The organism is Kocuria atrinae (assembly GCF_039531425.1).
GTDB classification, from domain to species: domain Bacteria; phylum Actinomycetota; class Actinomycetes; order Actinomycetales; family Micrococcaceae; genus Kocuria; species Kocuria atrinae.
This window is the reverse complement of the sequence record NZ_BAAAQA010000006.1, coordinates 59,942-77,472: the sequence shown is the minus strand read 5'-3', so window position 1 is coordinate 77,472 and position 17,531 is coordinate 59,942. Positions and strand designations below refer to the sequence as shown.

19 protein-coding genes are annotated in these 17,531 nt (G+C 63.3%); 18 read left to right on the top strand and 1 reads right to left on the bottom strand.

The window, feature by feature from the left end; genetic code table 11:
• Positions 1–108: 108 nt before the first annotated feature.
• Positions 109–624, bottom strand: coding sequence for an inorganic diphosphatase (locus tag ABD283_RS04440; RefSeq protein WP_344223797.1), 516 nt, complete (start codon positions 622–624; stop codon positions 109–111).
• A gap of 172 nt (positions 625–796) precedes the next feature.
• Here ABD283_RS04440 and dacB point away from each other — a divergent pair, with 172 nt between their 5' ends.
• The 18 genes from dacB (at position 797) to ABD283_RS04350 (ending at position 17,427) form a co-directional block, all read left to right on the top strand.
• Complete coding sequence (gene dacB / locus ABD283_RS04435) at positions 797–2,260, top strand: D-alanyl-D-alanine carboxypeptidase/D-alanyl-D-alanine endopeptidase (RefSeq protein ID WP_344223796.1); 1,464 nt, start codon at positions 797–799, stop codon at positions 2,258–2,260.
• 46 nt (positions 2,261–2,306) lie between these two features.
• On the top strand, positions 2,307–3,404 hold the full coding sequence (locus ABD283_RS04430; protein ID WP_344223795.1) for a zinc-dependent metalloprotease: 1,098 nt from the start codon (positions 2,307–2,309) through the stop codon (positions 3,402–3,404).
• A gap of 51 nt (positions 3,405–3,455) precedes the next feature.
• Positions 3,456–3,917, top strand: a complete 462-nt coding sequence (locus ABD283_RS04425; protein WP_425552796.1) for a DNA-binding protein — start codon at positions 3,456–3,458, stop codon at positions 3,915–3,917.
• A gap of 28 nt (positions 3,918–3,945) precedes the next feature.
• A complete protein-coding gene (gene tilS, locus ABD283_RS04420) occupies positions 3,946–4,980 on the top strand; it encodes a tRNA lysidine(34) synthetase TilS (RefSeq protein ID WP_344223793.1) in 1,035 nt (344 codons plus the stop codon).
• A 30-nt stretch (positions 4,981–5,010) separates the two neighbouring features.
• Entirely contained in the window at positions 5,011–5,562 is a 552-nt protein-coding gene (hpt, locus tag ABD283_RS04415; RefSeq protein WP_344223792.1) for a hypoxanthine phosphoribosyltransferase, read from the top strand.
• A gap of 220 nt (positions 5,563–5,782) precedes the next feature.
• The gene (ftsH, locus tag ABD283_RS04410) at positions 5,783–7,930 is read left to right on the top strand and encodes an ATP-dependent zinc metalloprotease FtsH (protein WP_344223790.1); all 2,148 of its coding nucleotides are present in this window, start codon (positions 5,783–5,785) and stop codon (positions 7,928–7,930) included.
• On the top strand, positions 7,931–8,587 hold the full coding sequence (gene folE, locus ABD283_RS04405) for a GTP cyclohydrolase I FolE (protein ID WP_344223789.1): 657 nt from the start codon (positions 7,931–7,933) through the stop codon (positions 8,585–8,587).
• Positions 8,588–8,655: 68 nt separating this feature from the next.
• On the top strand, positions 8,656–9,495 hold the full coding sequence (gene folP, locus ABD283_RS04400; RefSeq protein ID WP_344223788.1) for a dihydropteroate synthase: 840 nt from the start codon (positions 8,656–8,658) through the stop codon (positions 9,493–9,495).
• Positions 9,496–9,501: 6 nt separating this feature from the next.
• Positions 9,502–9,903 carry a dihydroneopterin aldolase gene (gene folB, locus ABD283_RS04395; protein ID WP_344223787.1) on the top strand — a complete coding sequence of 134 codons (402 nt, stop codon included), beginning with the start codon at positions 9,502–9,504 and terminating at the stop codon, positions 9,901–9,903.
• A 2-nt stretch (positions 9,904–9,905) separates the two neighbouring features.
• Positions 9,906–10,421, top strand: coding sequence for a 2-amino-4-hydroxy-6-hydroxymethyldihydropteridine diphosphokinase (gene folK / locus ABD283_RS04390; RefSeq protein ID WP_344223786.1), 516 nt, complete (start codon positions 9,906–9,908; stop codon positions 10,419–10,421).
• 7 nt (positions 10,422–10,428) lie between these two features.
• Positions 10,429–10,986 carry a DUF3180 domain-containing protein gene (locus ABD283_RS04385; RefSeq protein ID WP_344223785.1) on the top strand — a complete coding sequence of 186 codons (558 nt, stop codon included), beginning with the start codon at positions 10,429–10,431 and terminating at the stop codon, positions 10,984–10,986.
• Positions 10,970–11,485, top strand: a complete 516-nt coding sequence (locus ABD283_RS04380) for a PH domain-containing protein (protein ID WP_344223784.1) — start codon at positions 10,970–10,972, stop codon at positions 11,483–11,485. Before ABD283_RS04385 ends, ABD283_RS04380 begins: the two co-directional genes overlap by 17 nt.
• A 14-nt stretch (positions 11,486–11,499) precedes the next feature.
• Positions 11,500–13,203, top strand: coding sequence for a PH domain-containing protein (locus tag ABD283_RS04375; protein WP_344223783.1), 1,704 nt, complete (start codon positions 11,500–11,502; stop codon positions 13,201–13,203).
• Positions 13,200–14,123 carry a Rossmann-like and DUF2520 domain-containing protein gene (locus ABD283_RS04370; protein ID WP_344223782.1) on the top strand — a complete coding sequence of 308 codons (924 nt, stop codon included), beginning with the start codon at positions 13,200–13,202 and terminating at the stop codon, positions 14,121–14,123. Before ABD283_RS04375 ends, ABD283_RS04370 begins: the two co-directional genes overlap by 4 nt.
• A complete protein-coding gene (panC, locus tag ABD283_RS04365) occupies positions 14,120–14,962 on the top strand; it encodes a pantoate--beta-alanine ligase (RefSeq protein WP_344223781.1) in 843 nt (280 codons plus the stop codon). Before ABD283_RS04370 ends, panC begins: the two co-directional genes overlap by 4 nt.
• A gap of 23 nt (positions 14,963–14,985) precedes the next feature.
• Entirely contained in the window at positions 14,986–16,509 is a 1,524-nt protein-coding gene (lysS, locus tag ABD283_RS04360) for a lysine--tRNA ligase (RefSeq protein ID WP_425552795.1), read from the top strand.
• Between the two features lie 59 nt (positions 16,510–16,568).
• Positions 16,569–16,832 carry a hypothetical protein gene (locus ABD283_RS04355; RefSeq protein ID WP_344223778.1) on the top strand — a complete coding sequence of 88 codons (264 nt, stop codon included), beginning with the start codon at positions 16,569–16,571 and terminating at the stop codon, positions 16,830–16,832.
• Between the two features lie 262 nt (positions 16,833–17,094).
• Entirely contained in the window at positions 17,095–17,427 is a 333-nt protein-coding gene (locus ABD283_RS04350) for a histone-like nucleoid-structuring protein Lsr2 (RefSeq protein WP_344223777.1), read from the top strand.
• Positions 17,428–17,531 lie beyond the last annotated feature (104 nt).

The following is a 17,531-nucleotide window of genomic DNA, read 5'->3' as shown; positions in this document are numbered from 1 at the left end:
ACGTGCATCCATGAAAACTCCCCGGAAGAAGGAACTGATTTCTCAGTCCAACTTCCGGGGAGCAGTTCAAAGAGTGTCGCGGGGTCCCGTGTGGAATGCTCTCGGAGGTCAGTCGTCCTGCTCAGCCTCGGCTGCAGAATCGTACTGCGACTGCTGGAAACGTTCCTGAGCCTCTACGATCAGGCGCTCGGCGGTCTCCTTGCCTTCCCAGCCTTCACCCTTGACCCACTTGTTGGGCTCCAAGTCCTTGTAGCGCTCGAAGAAGTGCTGGATTTCCTTCTGCTTGAACTCGTTGACGTCTTCCAGACCCTGGATCTCGTCGTAACGCTTGTCCACGGACACGCACAGCACCTTGGCATCGCCGCCAGCCTCGTCGGTCATGTTGAACACGGCGATGGGGCGGGCTTCCACGATCACGCCGGGCATGATGTCAACGTCCATGATGACCATGGCGTCCAGCGGGTCGCCGTCCTCACCCAGGGTGTCCTCGAAGTAGCCGTAGTGAGTGGGGTACTGCATGGACGTGAACAGCACGCGGTCCAGGCGGATACGACCTGTGTCGTGGTCGATTTCGTACTTGACGCGGGATCCGCGGGGAATCTCGATGGTGACGTCCAGCTCCATGGCAGTGCTCCTCGTGTTCGAGTCTTGGTTGCATCGGGGCACGTTTTGAGGCCCCCGAAATCTCGTCGGGTTCCACGATAGCGGCACGTGCCGCACGCGCGGCAATCAACGACGCCGCTCGGGGCCAGACAATTGGTTCGTTTCAGTCATGCGCATGCGACAGAATGGCCGCATGAGCAACCCCAATGCCCCTCAGCCCAAGCGACCTAAGAGCTTGCTGGGCCCCATCGTGGCGGCATTGCTCATCGTGGCGCTGATCCTCAGCTCACTGTGGACCATCCCCACGTTGCTGACCGAAGTGGATCAGCGGGAACCCGGTGAACCCATGGCAGTAGTAACCGCGCCCACTGAAGCGGGGGAGCTGCCCGGGGTGCTGAAGGCCGCGGCGTCGTCGCAGGACAGCCCGGCACCGGAAGGCGGCTCAGCACCGCAGGGCGGCGAGGTCCAAGACATTGTGGACACGGAACTCGCGGGAGCCCCGGGGAACTCGAGTGTCACGGTACTGGACGCAGAATCGGGCGAGGTGCGGGTCGAGCGTGAAGCGAGCGAAACGCGAATTCCCGCCTCCAACCAGAAGGTCTTGACTGCGCTGACCGTGGCCGAGCACCTGGACCCGTACGACCGGTTCGCGACCACCGTGGTGACGGGGGAGACCCCTCACCAGATCACACTGCTGGCCGGTGGGGACACGCTCTTGGCGCCGGGCGAGGGCGACACTGATGCCGTAAACGGTCACGCGGGGATCGACGATCTGGCGCAGAAGACGGCCCGCGCACTTGAGGACCGTGGTGTCCAGGGCGAGATCGAGGTGGGGTTGGACACCGAACTGTTCACGGGGCCCGCCGTGAATCCGGAGTGGGCGGAGGAGGACGTAGCGGCCGGCGAGATCACCGCCGTGGCGCCCATCGCCATGTACTCCCATCGGGTTCCCACCGCGGACGGGCAGGACCCGGGAGCGTGGGGCGAGCGGCCCGACAACGCAGCGAACGCGGTGGCGGCCGAGTTCCGGGAACGGCTACGGGCGCAACTGGGTGAGGGGATCACCGTGAGTACGGGACATCACCCGGCGCCGGAGCAAGGTACGGAATTGGCGCGGGTGGAATCCGCTCCCGTCCATGAACAAACCGCGTACATGCTGGAGCACTCGGATAATTCACTCGCCGAAGCCCTTGGGCGCATCGCGGCCCGAGAAGCAGGGGAACAGGGCAGCGTGGTGGGCGTGCAACGCGCCATCCGCGCCGCGATGGAGACCCATGCGATCGACCTCACCGGTGTGGATATCCAGGATGCCAGTGGCATGGCGTTGTCCAATCGAGTCACCACGGGATCCTTGGCCCAGGCCACGCGAGCACTGCTGGCCGATCCGGACTTGGGTCCCTACGGCCAAGGCTTACCGCTGGGTGGCGCCACCGGAACTCTCACCGATCGTTTCGATGATCCGGACGAAGCAGCCGCCAGGGGTCTGACCCGGGCGAAAACCGGCACCCTCAATTCCGTGGTGTCACTGAGCGGATACGTGCAGCAGTCCGAGGGGGATGTGCTCGTGTACTCGATCGTTTTCAACGACGTCCGCGGTCAGACAGATTCGGCCAAGGACGCCGTGGACCGCACCGTGGCCGCGCTCGCCCAAGGCTGAACATCACACAGTGTGCTGAGCGGTCGTGTGTGGTTGAGTGGTGGGCATGACTCAAGACTTGGCTCGACCCTCACTCGTGGACTGGGATTCGGCAGCGCAGATCGCCGCCAAACTCACCCCGCCCGGGCCCACTCCCAAACCCCGGGAGATGAGCAAGGCCGTGGAATCGCTGCGGTATTTCGCCCACGAATCCGTGCATCACGTGCACAACATCACGCGCCTGGACGCCGCCGAGAATCTGAGGGACTCCAAGATCCTGGTGGTCGATCGCGTGGGGTGGGCCAAGGCGAACACTCAGACGTTCTCGGTTCTCATGCAGCCGATTTTCGACAGGATCCGGGAGAAGAGCCCCGAAAAGTTTGACGCCGCTCTGCGCGGTTTCGCGCCCACGGCCGCGGCGGCCGAGATGGGTGCCATGGTCGGCTTCCTCTCGTCCAAGGTGCTGGGCCAGTATGACCCGTACGCGGGCCTGGTGTCGCCCCAGGCGGCAGAATCCCACCCTGGGGGCCGCCTCATGTTCGTGGCACCCAACGTGCTGTGGACCGAGCGCGAGATCAACGTGGAGCCCGAGGACTTCCGGCTGTGGGTATGCCTGCACGAGCAAACCCACCGAGTGCAGTTCGCGGCCGCGCCGTGGTTGCGCGGGCACATGCTCGAGCAGATCTCCACGCTGGGTTCCTTCGACGTCTCTCCGTGGGACCGATTGAGCGCAGTGGTGGCATCTGTGACGGGCAAGGGTTCCGGCGATCACGGGGACACGGGTCTGGGACCCATCGGTCATTTGTTGACCGATGAGGAAAAGGTCACGATCTCGCACCTCACCGCGGTGATGTCCCTGTTGGAGGGGCACGCCAATGCGGTGATGGATGCCGTGGACGCCTCAATCGTTCCCACCGCGAAAACTATTCGACGCCGATTCAACGCGCGCTCGGACAACCACGGTGCATTGGATCGGGCGATCCGCACTCTCATGGGCATGGACGCGAAAATGCGCCAATACAGGGACGGCCAGAAGTTCGTGGAGTACATCGTGGAGCGAGCGGGAATGGACACGTTCAATACCGTGTGGACCTCAGCGGAAACCCTGCCCAGTGAAGCGGAGATCCACGATCCCCAGCGGTGGATGGACCGGGTCGTGGTGTGATCCGCTTCTTTCACTGGGGATTGTTTCAGGGGAATGTGTCAGGATGAATCTGTGAGCTCGGAAAATATTGATCAGCAGATTCAGCTGTACGGTCAGCCCTTGTCGGAGCGATTCGGCAACGTGGTGGCGGCGTACAGCATTACCCAACGACGCCTGGCAGAGGTGTTGGGGCTGTCTGCGCCCATGCTCTCCCAGCTCATCAGTGGGCGCCGCATCAAGATCGGTAATCCCGCTGTATATGAACGCCTGGTCATGCTGGAAGACAGCGTGGGCGCCCAAGATGTCGAGGCCGTACTGCGCCGCGTAAAAGCCGCGCAACCAGTGTTGTCCACCACGCAGATCCGCACCGGGATCAGCACCGAGACGGACGCCGTCACCGCCCTGGCAACGGTGGTGCCCTCGGGCGAACTCGAACGCGCGCTCATCATGCTGGGGGAGCACACCCCCGTTCTGTCCAAGGTGCTGAGCATGGCCGAGGACCTGTCCCGCCGCACGCGCGACACCCAGGACTGAGCAGTTGCAACGAGGTAGAACCGGGCGGTTGCATCCGTGGGTCGCTCGAGCCCGCAGGGCAGTAGGGCGCTCCATCGCCGAACTTCCCGCGCGCCAGGACGGACACCCGCCGTTGCTGCTGATCGCGTGCAGTGGGGGTCCCGATTCCCTGGCGCTGGCCGCGGCTGCCGCGCATTTCGCCCGCCGTGGGAAAGTGCGCGTGGGTGCTGCGGTGATCGACCACCAGATGCAGCCCGGTTCCGCGCAGGTCACTGAATCAACAATGCACCGGCTCGAAGAAATGGACCTGGCGCCCGTGGTGTCACGCCGCGTGACCGTGGACCGGGCAGGTCACGGCCCCGAGATGGCGGCTCGTTTGGCCCGCTACGAAGCACTCAACGACATTGCGCGACAAACGGCTGCGGACGCCGTGCTGTTGGGCCACACCCGCAATGACCAGGCCGAGACAGTGCTGCTGGGGCTGGCGCGTGGCTCAGGCACCCGCTCACTCTCCGGGATGTCGCCGAGTCATACTATTGACGGTGTCCGGTACATGCGCCCGTTCCTCAACGTGACGCGCGAGGAAACCGAGGAGATCTGCCGGGCCGAAGGGCTCGAGCCGTGGCACGACCCCAGTAACTTGGACACCACGCTCATGCGTTGCAGGGTCCGCCACGAGGTGCTGCCGTGGCTCGAGGACCATCTGGGTCCCGGGGTGTCCAACGCCCTGGCGCGCACAGCTTCGGTGCTTCACGCGGACGCGGACTTCTTGGACGAGCAAGCGGCAGAGTATTTCCGGGGTGCGCAACTGGGCCCGGCGGCGGCGTCGTCGAAAAACCTGGAGCTGGACTGCGTGGCCGTACAAGCGGCACCCGCCGCCATGCGTCGTCGTATGCTCGCCCAGGCATGTGTAGCCGCGGGCGGAGAAACCCCCACCTTCGAGCGACTCAGCGCACTCGAACAATTCGCCATGGGATACGGGGCTGCCGGTCCACTGCAAATGGCGGGTAAGGTGACCGTGTGGCGACGACGCGCGGACAAGCACTGCGCCAAGGGGCGCCTCGAGTTCCACAGCACCGAATGATCCCTTCCCACAACCCCTCAGGAGCGCAACGTGAAGGCCGAGCACGTCGAGTCAGACCTGACCAACGTCCTATTCACCAAAGAAGAAATCGCCCAGAGGATCGAGGAGCTCGCGGAGCAGATCGACCGCGACTACGAAGGCCGCGACGTCCTGCTCGTGGGCGTGCTCAAGGGCGCCGTGATGGTCATGGCTGACCTCACCCGTGCCCTCAAGGGGCAGTACCCCATGGACTGGATGGCGGTGTCCTCCTATGGCTCCGGCACCAAATCCTCGGGCGTGGTGCGGATCCTCAAGGACCTGGACACCGATCTGCACGGCAAGGATGTTCTGATCGTTGAGGACATCATTGACTCCGGTCTCACGCTCTCCTGGTTGCGCACCAACCTGGAATCCCGCGGTCCCAAGTCCGTGGAGATCTGCGCGTTGCTGCGCAAGCCGGCCGCGGCCAAGACGTCCATTGACGTCAAGTACGTCGGCTGGGACATTCCCAACGAGTTCGTGGTCGGCTACGGCTTGGACTTTGCCGAGCACTACCGCAATCTGGAATGCATCGGCACTTTGGCCCCGCACGTTTACGAGTAAGAACTCAGGGAACAGTGGGGTCCCGCATGTAGCGTGAGCGCGGCGCGTGCGCTCTCAGGGAACGACCTGACCCGGATGAGGTCCGGTGTTCCCGGAAACGATAGATTGTGCGTTACGCGTCGCGCACCCACATCAGTCTTCGGATCAATCGGATCCGGAGACAGCACCGTCAGTTTTGGGGCGCGGCACTGCGTGTCACGTCCACGGGAGGATCATCGGCTTGGCCACGGCGAAAAAACCCACCAGCTTTTTTAAGGGACCGTTCTTCTGGATCTTGCTAGCCGTCTTGGTGCTGGTACCCGTGGGCGCAAATCTCTTCGGCCCGTCCACCTCGCGTGTGGACACCAACGTGGGCATGTCGCTGCTGCGAGACCACAAGGTGCAAGAGGCCAAGATCTACGACGGCCAGCAGAAGGTCGAGCTGCAGCTCAAGGAAGACCTCACGCTCAACGACGAACAGCTGGGCAAGGATGTCGAGTTCTTCTTCGTTGAACCGCGCGCCGAGGAAGTCGTCAACACCATGAACGAGGCCGAGCTGGAGGGCTTCACGGACCAGCCGGTCGAGAATAACTGGTTCTTGTCGCTGTTGCGCTTCATGTTGCCGTTCCTGATCATTCTGGCAATCTTCTGGTTCATCTTCGCCCGCATGCAGTCCGGCGGGCAGGCCATGAAGTTCGGTCGTTCCAAGGCCAAGATGTTCAACAAGGAGAACTCGGAGGTCATGTTCTCGGACGTGGCCGGCGCGGATGAGGCCGTTCAGGAACTCGACGAGATCAAACAGTTCCTGGTCGAACACGACCGTTTCACCGCCGTGGGTGCCAAGGTGCCCAAGGGCGTGCTGCTCTACGGCCCTCCGGGTACGGGCAAGACCCTGCTGGCCAAGGCCGTGGCCGGTGAAGCGGGCGTGCCGTTCTACTCCATCTCCGGTTCGGACTTCGTGGAAATGTTCGTGGGCGTGGGTGCATCCCGTGTGCGCGACCTCTTCCAGCAGGCCAAGGAGAACTCTCCCGCGATTGTCTTCGTGGACGAGATCGACGCCGTGGGCCGCCAGCGCGGTGCCGGCATGGGTGGCGGTAACGACGAGCGCGAGCAGACCCTGAACCAGTTGCTGGTCGAGATGGACGGCTTCGACGCAAATACCAACGTGATCCTGATCGCCGCAACCAACCGTCCGGACGTCCTGGACCCGGCACTGTTGCGCCCGGGCCGTTTCGACCGCCAGATCGGTGTGGATGCCCCCGACATGAAGGGGCGCGAACAGATCCTGCGCGTGCACGCCAAGAACAAGCCCCTCGCTCAGAACGTCGACCTGGCGTCCGTGGCCAAGCGCACTCCGGGCTTCACCGGTGCCGAGCTGGCCAACGTTATGAACGAGGCAGCCCTGCTGACCGCCCGTTCCCACGCCCAGCTCATTGACGATCGCGCCGTGGACGAGGCCATCGACCGCGTGATCGCGGGTCCGCAGAAGCGTTCGCGCATCATGAAGGAACTCGAGCGCAAGGTCACCGCGTACCACGAGGGCGGTCACGCGCTGGTGGCAGCCGCGTTGCGCAACACGGACCCCGTCACCAAGATCACCATTCTGCCGCGTGGCCGCGCGCTGGGTTACACCATGGTGATGCCCGCGGACGACAAATACTCCACCACCCGTAACGAATTGTTGGATCAAATGGCCTACGCAATGGGTGGCCGTGCAGCGGAGGAACTCGTGTTCCACGATCCCTCCACCGGTGCCTCCAACGACATCCAGAAGGCCACGGACACCGCGCGCAAAATGGTTACGCAGTACGGCATGAGCAGCCGGATCGGGTCCGTGAAGATCGGCGGCGACAATTCTGACCCGTTCGTGGGCCGTGAAATGGGCTCCACGGGCAAGGACTACTCGGACAGCACCCTGGCGGTCGTGGACGACGAAGTGCGGAAACTGCTCGAGCAGGCCCACACCGAAGCCCACGAGATCCTGAACGAGAACCGTGACGTGCTGGACCGTTTGGCCCTGGAACTGCTCGAGAAGGAAACGCTCAACGAAGCACAGATCGGGGAGATCTTCCGCGATGTGCGCAAGCGTGACCTGCGACCCGTCTGGCACTCGGGCGACAACCGCCCGGTCTCTGACATCCCGCCGGTGATCACCACCGCCGAGCGTGAAGAGGCCCAGCGCAAGCACACGCAGGACCCGGACACCATGGCCCCGCAGGACCAGGCGGTCGCCGCCAAGCCCGAGCACCCGCTCGAGGTTCCGGATCACGGTGACTCCCAGATGCCAGGAGCGGAAGGACAGGGAGGCCCCCAGGGCGGCCCAGCGGGCGACGAGCAGCAGGGTGACGGCAGTAGCCCCTGGTCCGGCGGATCGCAGGAGCAGCGCTGAATGAGTTCGGATAACGGTCAGGAACTATCCGAGCCGATTTCCGGCTCGTACGCGGACTATCTCGAGACTGAACGGGCTGACAGTAGGATCGACCAGCCGCGGATCGAGGCCGCGGTGCGTGAGATCTTGTTGGCCATCGGTGAGGATCCTGACCGTAGCGGCTTGAAGGACACCCCCGGGCGAGTGGCTCGTGCCTACGCGGAGATCTTCACCGGGCTTCATCAGGACCCCGCAGATCTGTTGGCCACCACCTTCGATATCGGCCACGCGGAAATGGTCATGGTCAAGGACATCCCGTTCTACTCGACCTGCGAGCACCACCTGGTGCCGTTCCACGGTGTGGCCCACGTCGGATACATTCCGGGCCCCGAGGGCCGGGTCACCGGGCTGTCCAAATTGGCCCGGCTGGTGGACTTATTTGCCAAGCGCCCGCAGGTCCAGGAACGGCTCACCACCCAGGTGGTGGAGGCACTCGTGGACAACCTGCATCCCGCCGGCGCAATCGTGGTCATTGAATGTGAGCACCTGTGCATGTCCATGCGCGGGGTGCGTAAACCCGGTGCCAAGACCGTGACGTCCGCGGTGCGGGGCCAGTTGCGGGATCCGGCCACCCGCGCGGAGGCCATGAACTTGATCCTGTCAGGTCAGGGCCGATGACGCCCCGCGGGTCGCACCGCTTGGGTTGGGGTTCCTATAAAAACCTGCCTCGGGGCCGCACATTGGTCATGGGCATCCTCAACGTCACCCCGGACTCCTTCAGCGACGGCGGCTCCCACGACACCGTGGATGCGGCGGTCGCGCACGGTCTGGAACTCGCTGCCCAGGGGGCGGACATCGTGGACGTGGGCGGTGATTCCACTCGGCCGGGGTCCGTGCGCGTGAGCGTCGAGGAAGAACAACGGCGCATCCTCCAAGTGATCCGAGAGCTGTCCGATCGCGGCATCGTGATCAGCGTGGACACGCTCAACGCAGAGACCGCGGCCGCTGCCTTGGACGCCGGAGCGCACATCATCAACGACGTGTCGGGTATGAACGTCCAGCAGGACATGATCGAACTCGCGGGACAGCATCAGGCGCCGTACATCCTGATGCACTCGCGCGGCACCTCCACCACGATGGACGCGCTGTCCTGCTATGACAACGTGGCCGATGAGGTGATTGCCGAGCTGCTCGAATTGCGCGAGCGCTTTTACCGAGCCGGTGTGAAACCCGAGAACCTGATCGTGGATCCGGGCCTGGGGTTCGCCAAAGCTGGCTCGCAGGACTGGGATCTGCTCCGTGCCCTTCCCCGGTTGCGCGAGATGGGTAACAAGGTACTCATTGCGGCCTCCCGCAAGCGGTTCCTCGGCCATCTCCTGGGCGACGAACAGGGCCCCCGCCCCGTGGCCGAGCGCGACGGCGCCACGGCCGCCCTCAGCGCGCTATCTGCTTTCGGGGGTGCCTGGGCGGTTCGGGTTCACGACGTCGCCGCGACCGTTGACGCCGTGGCCACCGCACACGCGTGGCTGGGCGTCACCGCACCACTTCTTGTCCCCAGCGAGACTTCCCCAGAGAGCGAAAACTGAGCACCAATGATGACTTCCCCCGCTGACTTGAGCCACCACGACCGCATTACTCTGACCGGCTTGGGCGCTGTGGGCTACCACGGCGTGTTCGAGAAGGAACGACGCACGGGCCAGCCGTTCTTCGTGGACCTGGTGATGTATACGGACCTCAAGACGGCCGGCACCAGCGACGAACTCACGGCAACCGTGCACTACGGGGAAGTGGCCGAACTCGTGCGTGAGACAGTGATTGGTCCTCCCTACCAACTCATCGAAACTCTCGCTGAACGCATCGCCGCAGACCTGTTGGCGGAGTTCTCTCTGATCCGCGCCCTTGAGGTGACGGTGCACAAACCCAAGGCCCCCATCGAGGTCACGTTCTCAGACGTGGCCGTTACTATTTTCCGCACGCGGGATTCGGAGGGGTAGTGATGACAGCCCGGTGTGTTGTGGCCTTGGGAGCGAACCTGGGAGACCGATTGGCGGCTCTGCGTTCGGCGGTGCCCGCGCTGGACGAGACCTCGGGAATTAGCGTGACCGGCTGCTCGCCCGTGGTCAGCACTCGCTCCGTGGGCGGCCCCGAGGGCTCACCGGACTACTTCAATGCGGTGGTGGAACTCAGAGTCGAACTGACTCCCGAAGAGACCCTGCGCGTGTGTCAGAAGGTCGAGCACGAACACGGCCGCGAGCGCACGGTTCGCTGGGGACCCCGCACCCTGGACCTGGACATCATTTGGTTCGAGGGCGTCGAACAACAGAATCCAGACCTGACGTTGCCCCATCCCCGGGCTCACGAGAGGGCCTTCGTTCTGGTCCCGTGGTCCCGGCTGGATCCTGACGCCGAATTGGGAGGGCACATGGTGCGGGACCTGGCTAAGCGCGCCCCCGATCTGGAAGGCCTGACCACCACTGATCTCACGCTGTGTGAACCCACGGAAGGGAGCTGAACCGACCATGCGTTACTTGAACGTTCTCTCCTTGGTGGTGGTTGCGCTCGTTGCCGCCGTTCTGGGTTGGAGTATCAACTACGCGGTATCCGGTCAGAATCAAGCGTTGCTGATCCTCCCGTGGGGGAGCCTCGTGGCCGAGGGAGCCGCGGCGGCCGTATTGCTCTATCTGGGCTTGCGACTGCGCGCCTACCGCGATCCTGAAGGGGAGGAGCGGCGTCGTCGTCGTGCCCCGGCCGACCGCAAGCCCTACGACCCCGTGTGGGGAGTGGGCACTGCGGCGGCAGCCCAAGCCGTGGCGTACTATGGCGCGCTCACTGCCGGTTGGCACGCGGGGCTGGGCGTGGACCAGGTCATGCTGCTCGGCGTGCGAACCACCCAGGAACCGCTGTGGTTGTGCGTGGCGCAGATCGTGGCCGGTGTGGTGCTCATGGTGATCGGCTGGATCGTTGAGAATTGGTGCAAGCTGCCGCCGGAGGATCCTGACGCCGAGCGGGACACCCCGTACGGTGGACGTCAGGATCCTTACACCACCGGAGAGGGAGGCTATGCCCGACACCAATGACCTGAGTCCTCAGGGATTGCAGTGGAAACGTGTGTCACCGGATTACATCAAGGTGCGGCTCATTTCGGGCACCATCAGCACGGTGATCTGGACAGTGATCTTCGCCGTTCCGTTGATTCTCGGACTGCTGGGGATCTGGGGTGATTCACCGTCGCTGTGGATGTGGTTCCCGCCCGCCGTGGTGCTGGTGTGGGGCCTGATCGACCTGTGCCTGATTCCCCGTCGTGTCCGGGCGATTGGCTACGCGGAGGAAGCAACCGAACTCTGGTTGCGCAAGGGCATTATTTTCCGCAGCGTCACGGTGGTTCCGTACGGCCGCATGCAGTATGTGGACATCAAGACGGGGCCGCTGCTCAACGCGTTCGGCCTGGCCAACCTGACCCTCCATACGGCGGCGGCCAGTACGGACGCCGATCTCCCGGGCCTGCCCCGGGCCGAGGCCGACCGGTTGCGTGAGGAGCTCACGCGCCGGGGAGAAGAGCTCATGGTGGGGCTGTGATGATCACCCCCGACATGAACGAATCGACACCAGCCGTGCCGAATCAGCAGCACACAGCTCAGCCCGCGTCCGATGGTGAATGGCATCGGGTGCATCCGCTCACTCCGTACGTTCGCAGTTGGCTGCTGATTGTGGCCCTCGTGTGGGGCGTGGGCAACGTGTTCCTGGACGACGTCCTGGCAGCCGTGGTCTACGGCGACCCGCTGGACATGGATTTTGCCGGCACCGTTCAACTGGTGGGTCTGGGCCTGGTGGCCGCCGTACTGTGCGGTGTGGTCGGTCTAGTCATAGGCCTGGGCGTACTTTCGTGGTGGTTCACGCGATACCAGATCACCCCGCAACACGTGCGCTTCCGCAGCGGCGCCATCTTCCGTACGCAACGCCAAGCCCGGTTGGACCGGGTCCAGGGCATCGACATCGAACGTAAGCTCCTGCCCCGGATCTTCGGCTTGGCCTCCCTGAAGTTCGATGTGGCCGACGGCGGCAGCAGCGCCTTGGAACTGTCCTACCTGCGCCGCGACAAGGCGAGGGAATTGCGTCACCAATTGCTCGGAGCGGTTCGCCAAGCCTCGCGGTCCGGCAGCCCCTCCCAGAGCGATGCGCGGAGCATCGGCGGTCACGACGACGTCGCCGCGTTACCGTCCGGCGGAACCGCGCCGCGCGCAGGCGTTCCCCGCCCGGCTCCGTGGGATCACTCGCCGCAGGCGGAGGAACAACGGGCGATACTCGCCCAACACCGCACCGGTCACCCCATGGACGAGGAACGCTCCCGCGAAGTACGGGCTGCCCAGCGTCTGGGTCTACTCACCGACCAGGACGACCAGGATCAGCGGCGCCGCGTGTTCACGGTTCCGACCAGTCGAGTGCTGTTGAGTCTGCTGCTCTCGTGGAGCACGGTTTCCGCCGTGTTCTTCGCGATCGTTGCCGTGGCGGTGTGGCAGTGGGAACCGGAAGCGCTGCGAGTGCTGATCCCCAGTTACCTGCCCGTGGTGATCATGATCGTTTCCGGGCTCTACAGCCGGTTGGAAAGTAGTTGGGGTTTCACCCTGAGCCAGGTGCACGTGGGTGTGCGCGTCCGGTCAGGGCTGCTCAATGAACGTTCCTCCACCATTCCCGTGGGCCGGGTCCAGGCACTGCAGGTGACCAAACCCATGCTCTGGCGGGTTTTCAACGGACATCGGGTCAGGGTCATCACCGCGGGGAAGGGCGGGGCCGATGACCTCGAGGGTTTTCGTTCGCTCGTGCTACCCGTGGGCTCACCGGAACACGTCGCAGAGATCCTGGAGCTCGTGCTGCCTCTCGCGGAACCGCCCACGGAACTCGTGCGGGACGGACTCAACGGAATCGACGGGGACGAGAAGTACACGATCAGCCCCCGCCGAGCCCGCTGGGTGGACCCATTGACGTGGCGGCGCACGGGCTTCGCCATGGATGACGCAGTCTTGGTTCTGCGCTGGGGCCGACTCAACCGCAATGTGAGCGTGGTTCCCCATCACAAGACCCAATCGCTCGGGCTGCAGCAGGGCCCGATCGACCGGCGCATGAGGCTCACCAGTATTCACGCGCACATGATCTCCGGTCCTGTTACCACGGCCATTTACCACTTGGACGTGCAGCAAGCCAGGGATCTCATGATGAGGCAGGCGGAACTGGCTCGGCTGGCCAGGGACCGTGCCAATCACATCGACCTGAACCGATCGCGCGAGGAGATGTCGTGAACGAGCCACAGCAGCGCCCGGGACGCCTGGGCGTGGGAATTATCAGCGCCGGAAAAGTGGGCTCTGTCCTGGGAGCGGCCTTGCGCGCAGCCGGGCACGCCGTGGTGGGGGTATATGCCCACTCCGAAGCCAGCCGGGATCGTGCCGACGCACTGTTGCCGGACGTCCCTGTGCTCGATGTTCCCACCATTGTCGAACGCAGCGAACTGGTGCTGCTGGCAGTGCCGGACGATCAGCTCCCCGGGTTGGTCGAGGGGCTTGGCAAGCTCGGCGCGTGGCAACCGGGTCAACTGGTTGTCCACACCGCTGGTCGCTTCGGAACGGATGTGCTGGAACCGGTGCGCGCGGCCGGCGGCATTGGCCTGGCCATCCATCCGTCCATGACCTTCACCGGGCTCAGTTTGGACCTGCAACGACTCACCGACTGCAGTTTCGGTGTGACAGCGGCGGCCCCCGTATTGCCCATCGCGCAGGCCCTCGTGGTGGAAATGGGGGCCGAGCCCGTGGTGATCGCGGAGGCGGACCGCCCGCTCTACCACGCCGCTCTCGCCCACGGATCGAACCACGTGATGACGCTCATGGGACAGTCCATGCAGCTGCTGCATAAGATCGGTGTCGAACAACCCGATCGTATGTTGGGCCCACTGGTGCGCGCCACCGTGGACAACGCCCTGGCTTCCGGCGAGAACGCACTGACCGGCCCGGTAGCACGCGGAGACGTCAGCACGGTGAGCGCCCACGTCGCTGCGTTGACCGAACTTGCGGGACCGGACGCGGCGCCCTCGGCAGGTAGCGACCTGCTTGACGGGTACCGCGCCCTGGGGCGGCTCACGGCTCAGCGCGCCGCGGCGTCCGGGCGGATCGATGAGGAGACATATCGCGCGGTGCTCACCGCGCTTGAGGGAAAGGACCGCCAGTGACTCAACCCGTGGTGTGCACCACCGTTGACCAGATGCGGGAGGCACTCGACGCACGAGTGGCTGAAGGTGCCACCAGCGTGGGGCTGTTCCCGACCATGGGGGCCTTACACGATGGCCACCTTCGCATTGCGCAGACGGCCAGGGAAGAAAATCAACTGGTTGTGGTTTCCGTGTTCGTGAATCCCCTGCAGTTCGGGCCCAACGAGGATTTCGACAGTTACCCGCGCCAACTCGATCAAGATGTCGCGGGGCTCGCCGATTGCGGGGTCGATCTTGTGTTCGCACCGAGCACCGAGGAAATGTACCCGGGAGGAGTTCCGGTGGTTTCGGTGACCTCCGGTCAGGCCGGTTCCGTATTGGAGGGCGCCACCCGCCCTGGCCATTTCGACGGAGCGCTTACCGTGGTCAACAAACTGTTCACGATTGCCCAGCCCGGCCCGGGCGTTGAATTCCGCGCGTATTTCGGTGAGAAGGACGCCCAACAACTGCTGTTGATGCAAAGAATGGTGCGTGATTTCAATCACCGCGTGGAAATCCGTCCAGTGCCCATCGTGCGTTCGGAGACCGGCCTCGCCCTATCTTCCCGCAACCAGTATTTAACCACCGACGACGCCGCTCACGCCCTGGTGCTCAATCGCACCTTGCACTCGCTGGCGGCGGGCGAACTCACGCTGGAACAGGCCAGGGCAGCGATCAACCGTGAACCGGGTGTCAAACTCGATTACCTGGTCACCGTGGACCCGGATACGCTCGCAGAGGTCGAACCTCGAGCGGGGACGCTGGCGCTCACCGCCGCATGGGTGGGTCCAACCCGCCTCATCGACAATTTGAAGATTTGATCCGACCGCTATCCTGGAGAATTGTGACCGAGCAGCGAGATAACACCACAGCAGCAGATTCCACGCCGGAGCTTTCCGAGCACGAACTCAACGATCAGATGTCGTTCCGTGCCGCCAAGCGTAAGGCCATCGAAGAATCGGGTGTATCTGCCTACCCCGTGGGCGTTGACCGCACTCACACGCTCGCTCAGGTGCGCGAAGGCTACGAGCATTTGGAAGCCGGCCAGGAAACCGATGACGTGGTGACCGTGGCCGGTCGCGTGATTCACGTACGCAACACCGGCAAGCTGTGTTTCGGAACCCTGCAGGAGGGGGACGGCACACGCCTGCAGGTCATGATCTCCAAGGCCAACGTGGGCGAGGACGCCCTGGCCGATTGGAAGGCCCAGGTCGATCTGGGTGACTTCGTGGCCGTGACGGGTCGCGTGATCAGCTCCAAGCGTGGCGAGCTGTCGGTGATGGCTGATTCCTGGCGCATGGCGTCCAAGGCGCTGCGCCCGCTACCCACACTTCACAAGGAACTGAGCGAAGAAACCCGGGTCCGCCAGCGCTACCTGGACCTCATTGTGCGACCCCAGGCACGAGAGGTCGTGCTGACCCGTTCACTGGTCACCCGCACGGTTCGCCGTGTGCTGGAGGAGCGCGGGTACATCGAAATCGAAACCCCCATCTTGCAACTCATCCACGGCGGCGCGGCGGCGCGGCCTTTCGAAACGCATCTCAACGCGTTCGATCAGGACATGACGCTGCGCATTGCCACCGAGTTGCACTTGAAGCGAGCCGTGGTGGGGGGAATTGAGAAAGTTTTCGAACTCGGACGGGTATTCCGCAATGAGGGCGTGGATTCAACCCACAGTCCGGAGTTCACCACGCTGGAGGCCTATGAGGCCTACGCGGATCAATTCGTGATGGCTGAACGGATCAAAGAAATTATTCAGTCGTGTGCCTCGGCTCTCGGTGTTGAGGGTGTTGATACTGATCAGGGCCGTATCGAGCTCTTCGGTGAATGGGAATGGGTTTCCGTCTACCCGGCATTATCGGAAGCAGTTGGGCAGGAAATCACCCCGGATACGGCTGCAGAAACCTTGCGGGAGATCGCTGCGCAGCGCGAGATCTCCGTGGATCCTTCCTGGGATGCGGAAAAGCTCGTGGTCGAGCTGTTCGGCGAAATTGTGGAGCCACAGTTGATTCAGCCCACATTCGTTTATGATTACCCGCCTTCCGCTCAGCCTCTGGCTCGCCCGCACCGCGAAAAGCCGGGACTCATCGAGGCGTGGGATTTGATTATCGGGGGTATGGAGCGAGGAACTGCCTTCTCCGAGCTGATAGACCCGGTCATTCAGCGCGATCGCCTCACAGAGCAGTCCACCAAGTCTGCCGCCGGAGATGTCGAGGCCATGCAGCTGGATGAGGACTTCCTGCGGGCCCTCGAGTACGGAGCGCCGCCCATGGGCGGGTTGGGGCTCGGCCTGGACCGCCTAGTCATGCTCTTCACCAACCTGGGGGTCAGAGAGACCATTCTGTTCCCGCTCATGAAGCCCGAGTGAGCGGATACCAGCAGGTAAGTGCCAGTAATCATTCAGGGCAGTAGGGGACAATAGCCGTCATGGAGTATCTATCCGTTTTCTTGCCCTCTCTCGGCGTGGGCCTCATTTTCTACTTGGTCATGCGCTGGCTTTTCCGCGGTGACCGGGCAGAACGTTCCGCCCAGGCGAATGTGGAGCAAGATGCCGAGCGTTGGTACGAACAACTCAAGGAACGCGAAGGTGACCAGGTCCCCTTTGGTTACCAAGATGTAAGCACCAAGAAGAAACGTGGTTTAGAACTCAAGAACTCCATTCCCATCAGGGACACCCCTCAGGATAAATAACGCTGCACATTTATCTCATCGTGACATTAGTGGCTAATCATGTCATGATAGGACCGCGTGAAACACTCGCGTTCTTGAGTGCTTATCCGGCTGAGGTCTAGAGGAATGATCTAGATCATCGCAAGGGAATAGGGGCTAATCGGGGGACACGTTCACGCACATTGACACGATGTGTGTCTTTCCATGTGGAGAGCATGCGTGACAACCAAAGTCTCACTAATTTTGACATGACCCCTCCACGGGGTGATGAGGAGGATCCGACATGGCACAGACAGTCAAGATCATTCTTGAAGACGACATCGATGGCGGCTCGGCAGATGAGACCATCCGTTTCGGTCTCGACGGCGGACAGTACGAAATCGACCTGAATTCCGCCAACGCCACCAAGTTGCGTGAGGCACTGCGTCCTTACGTGTCCAAGGCGCGCCGTGCGTCGGCAAAGACCAACCGCGGGGCCACCACGCGCCCCAACCGTTCGGGCAACCCCGAGACCCCCAAGATTCGTGCGTGGGCCAAGGAGCAGGGTTTCCAGGTGTCCGATCGTGGACGTATCCACCAGGACATCCAGGACAAGTACTACGACGCTCACAAGTAAGAAATGGTTGGTCCGCTGAGTTGAGATAGCGGCTCAGCACGGCACCATTCGCGGCCTCCGGGAATGACGTTTCCCGCAAGGCATCGTGACGGCCGGAATGCACC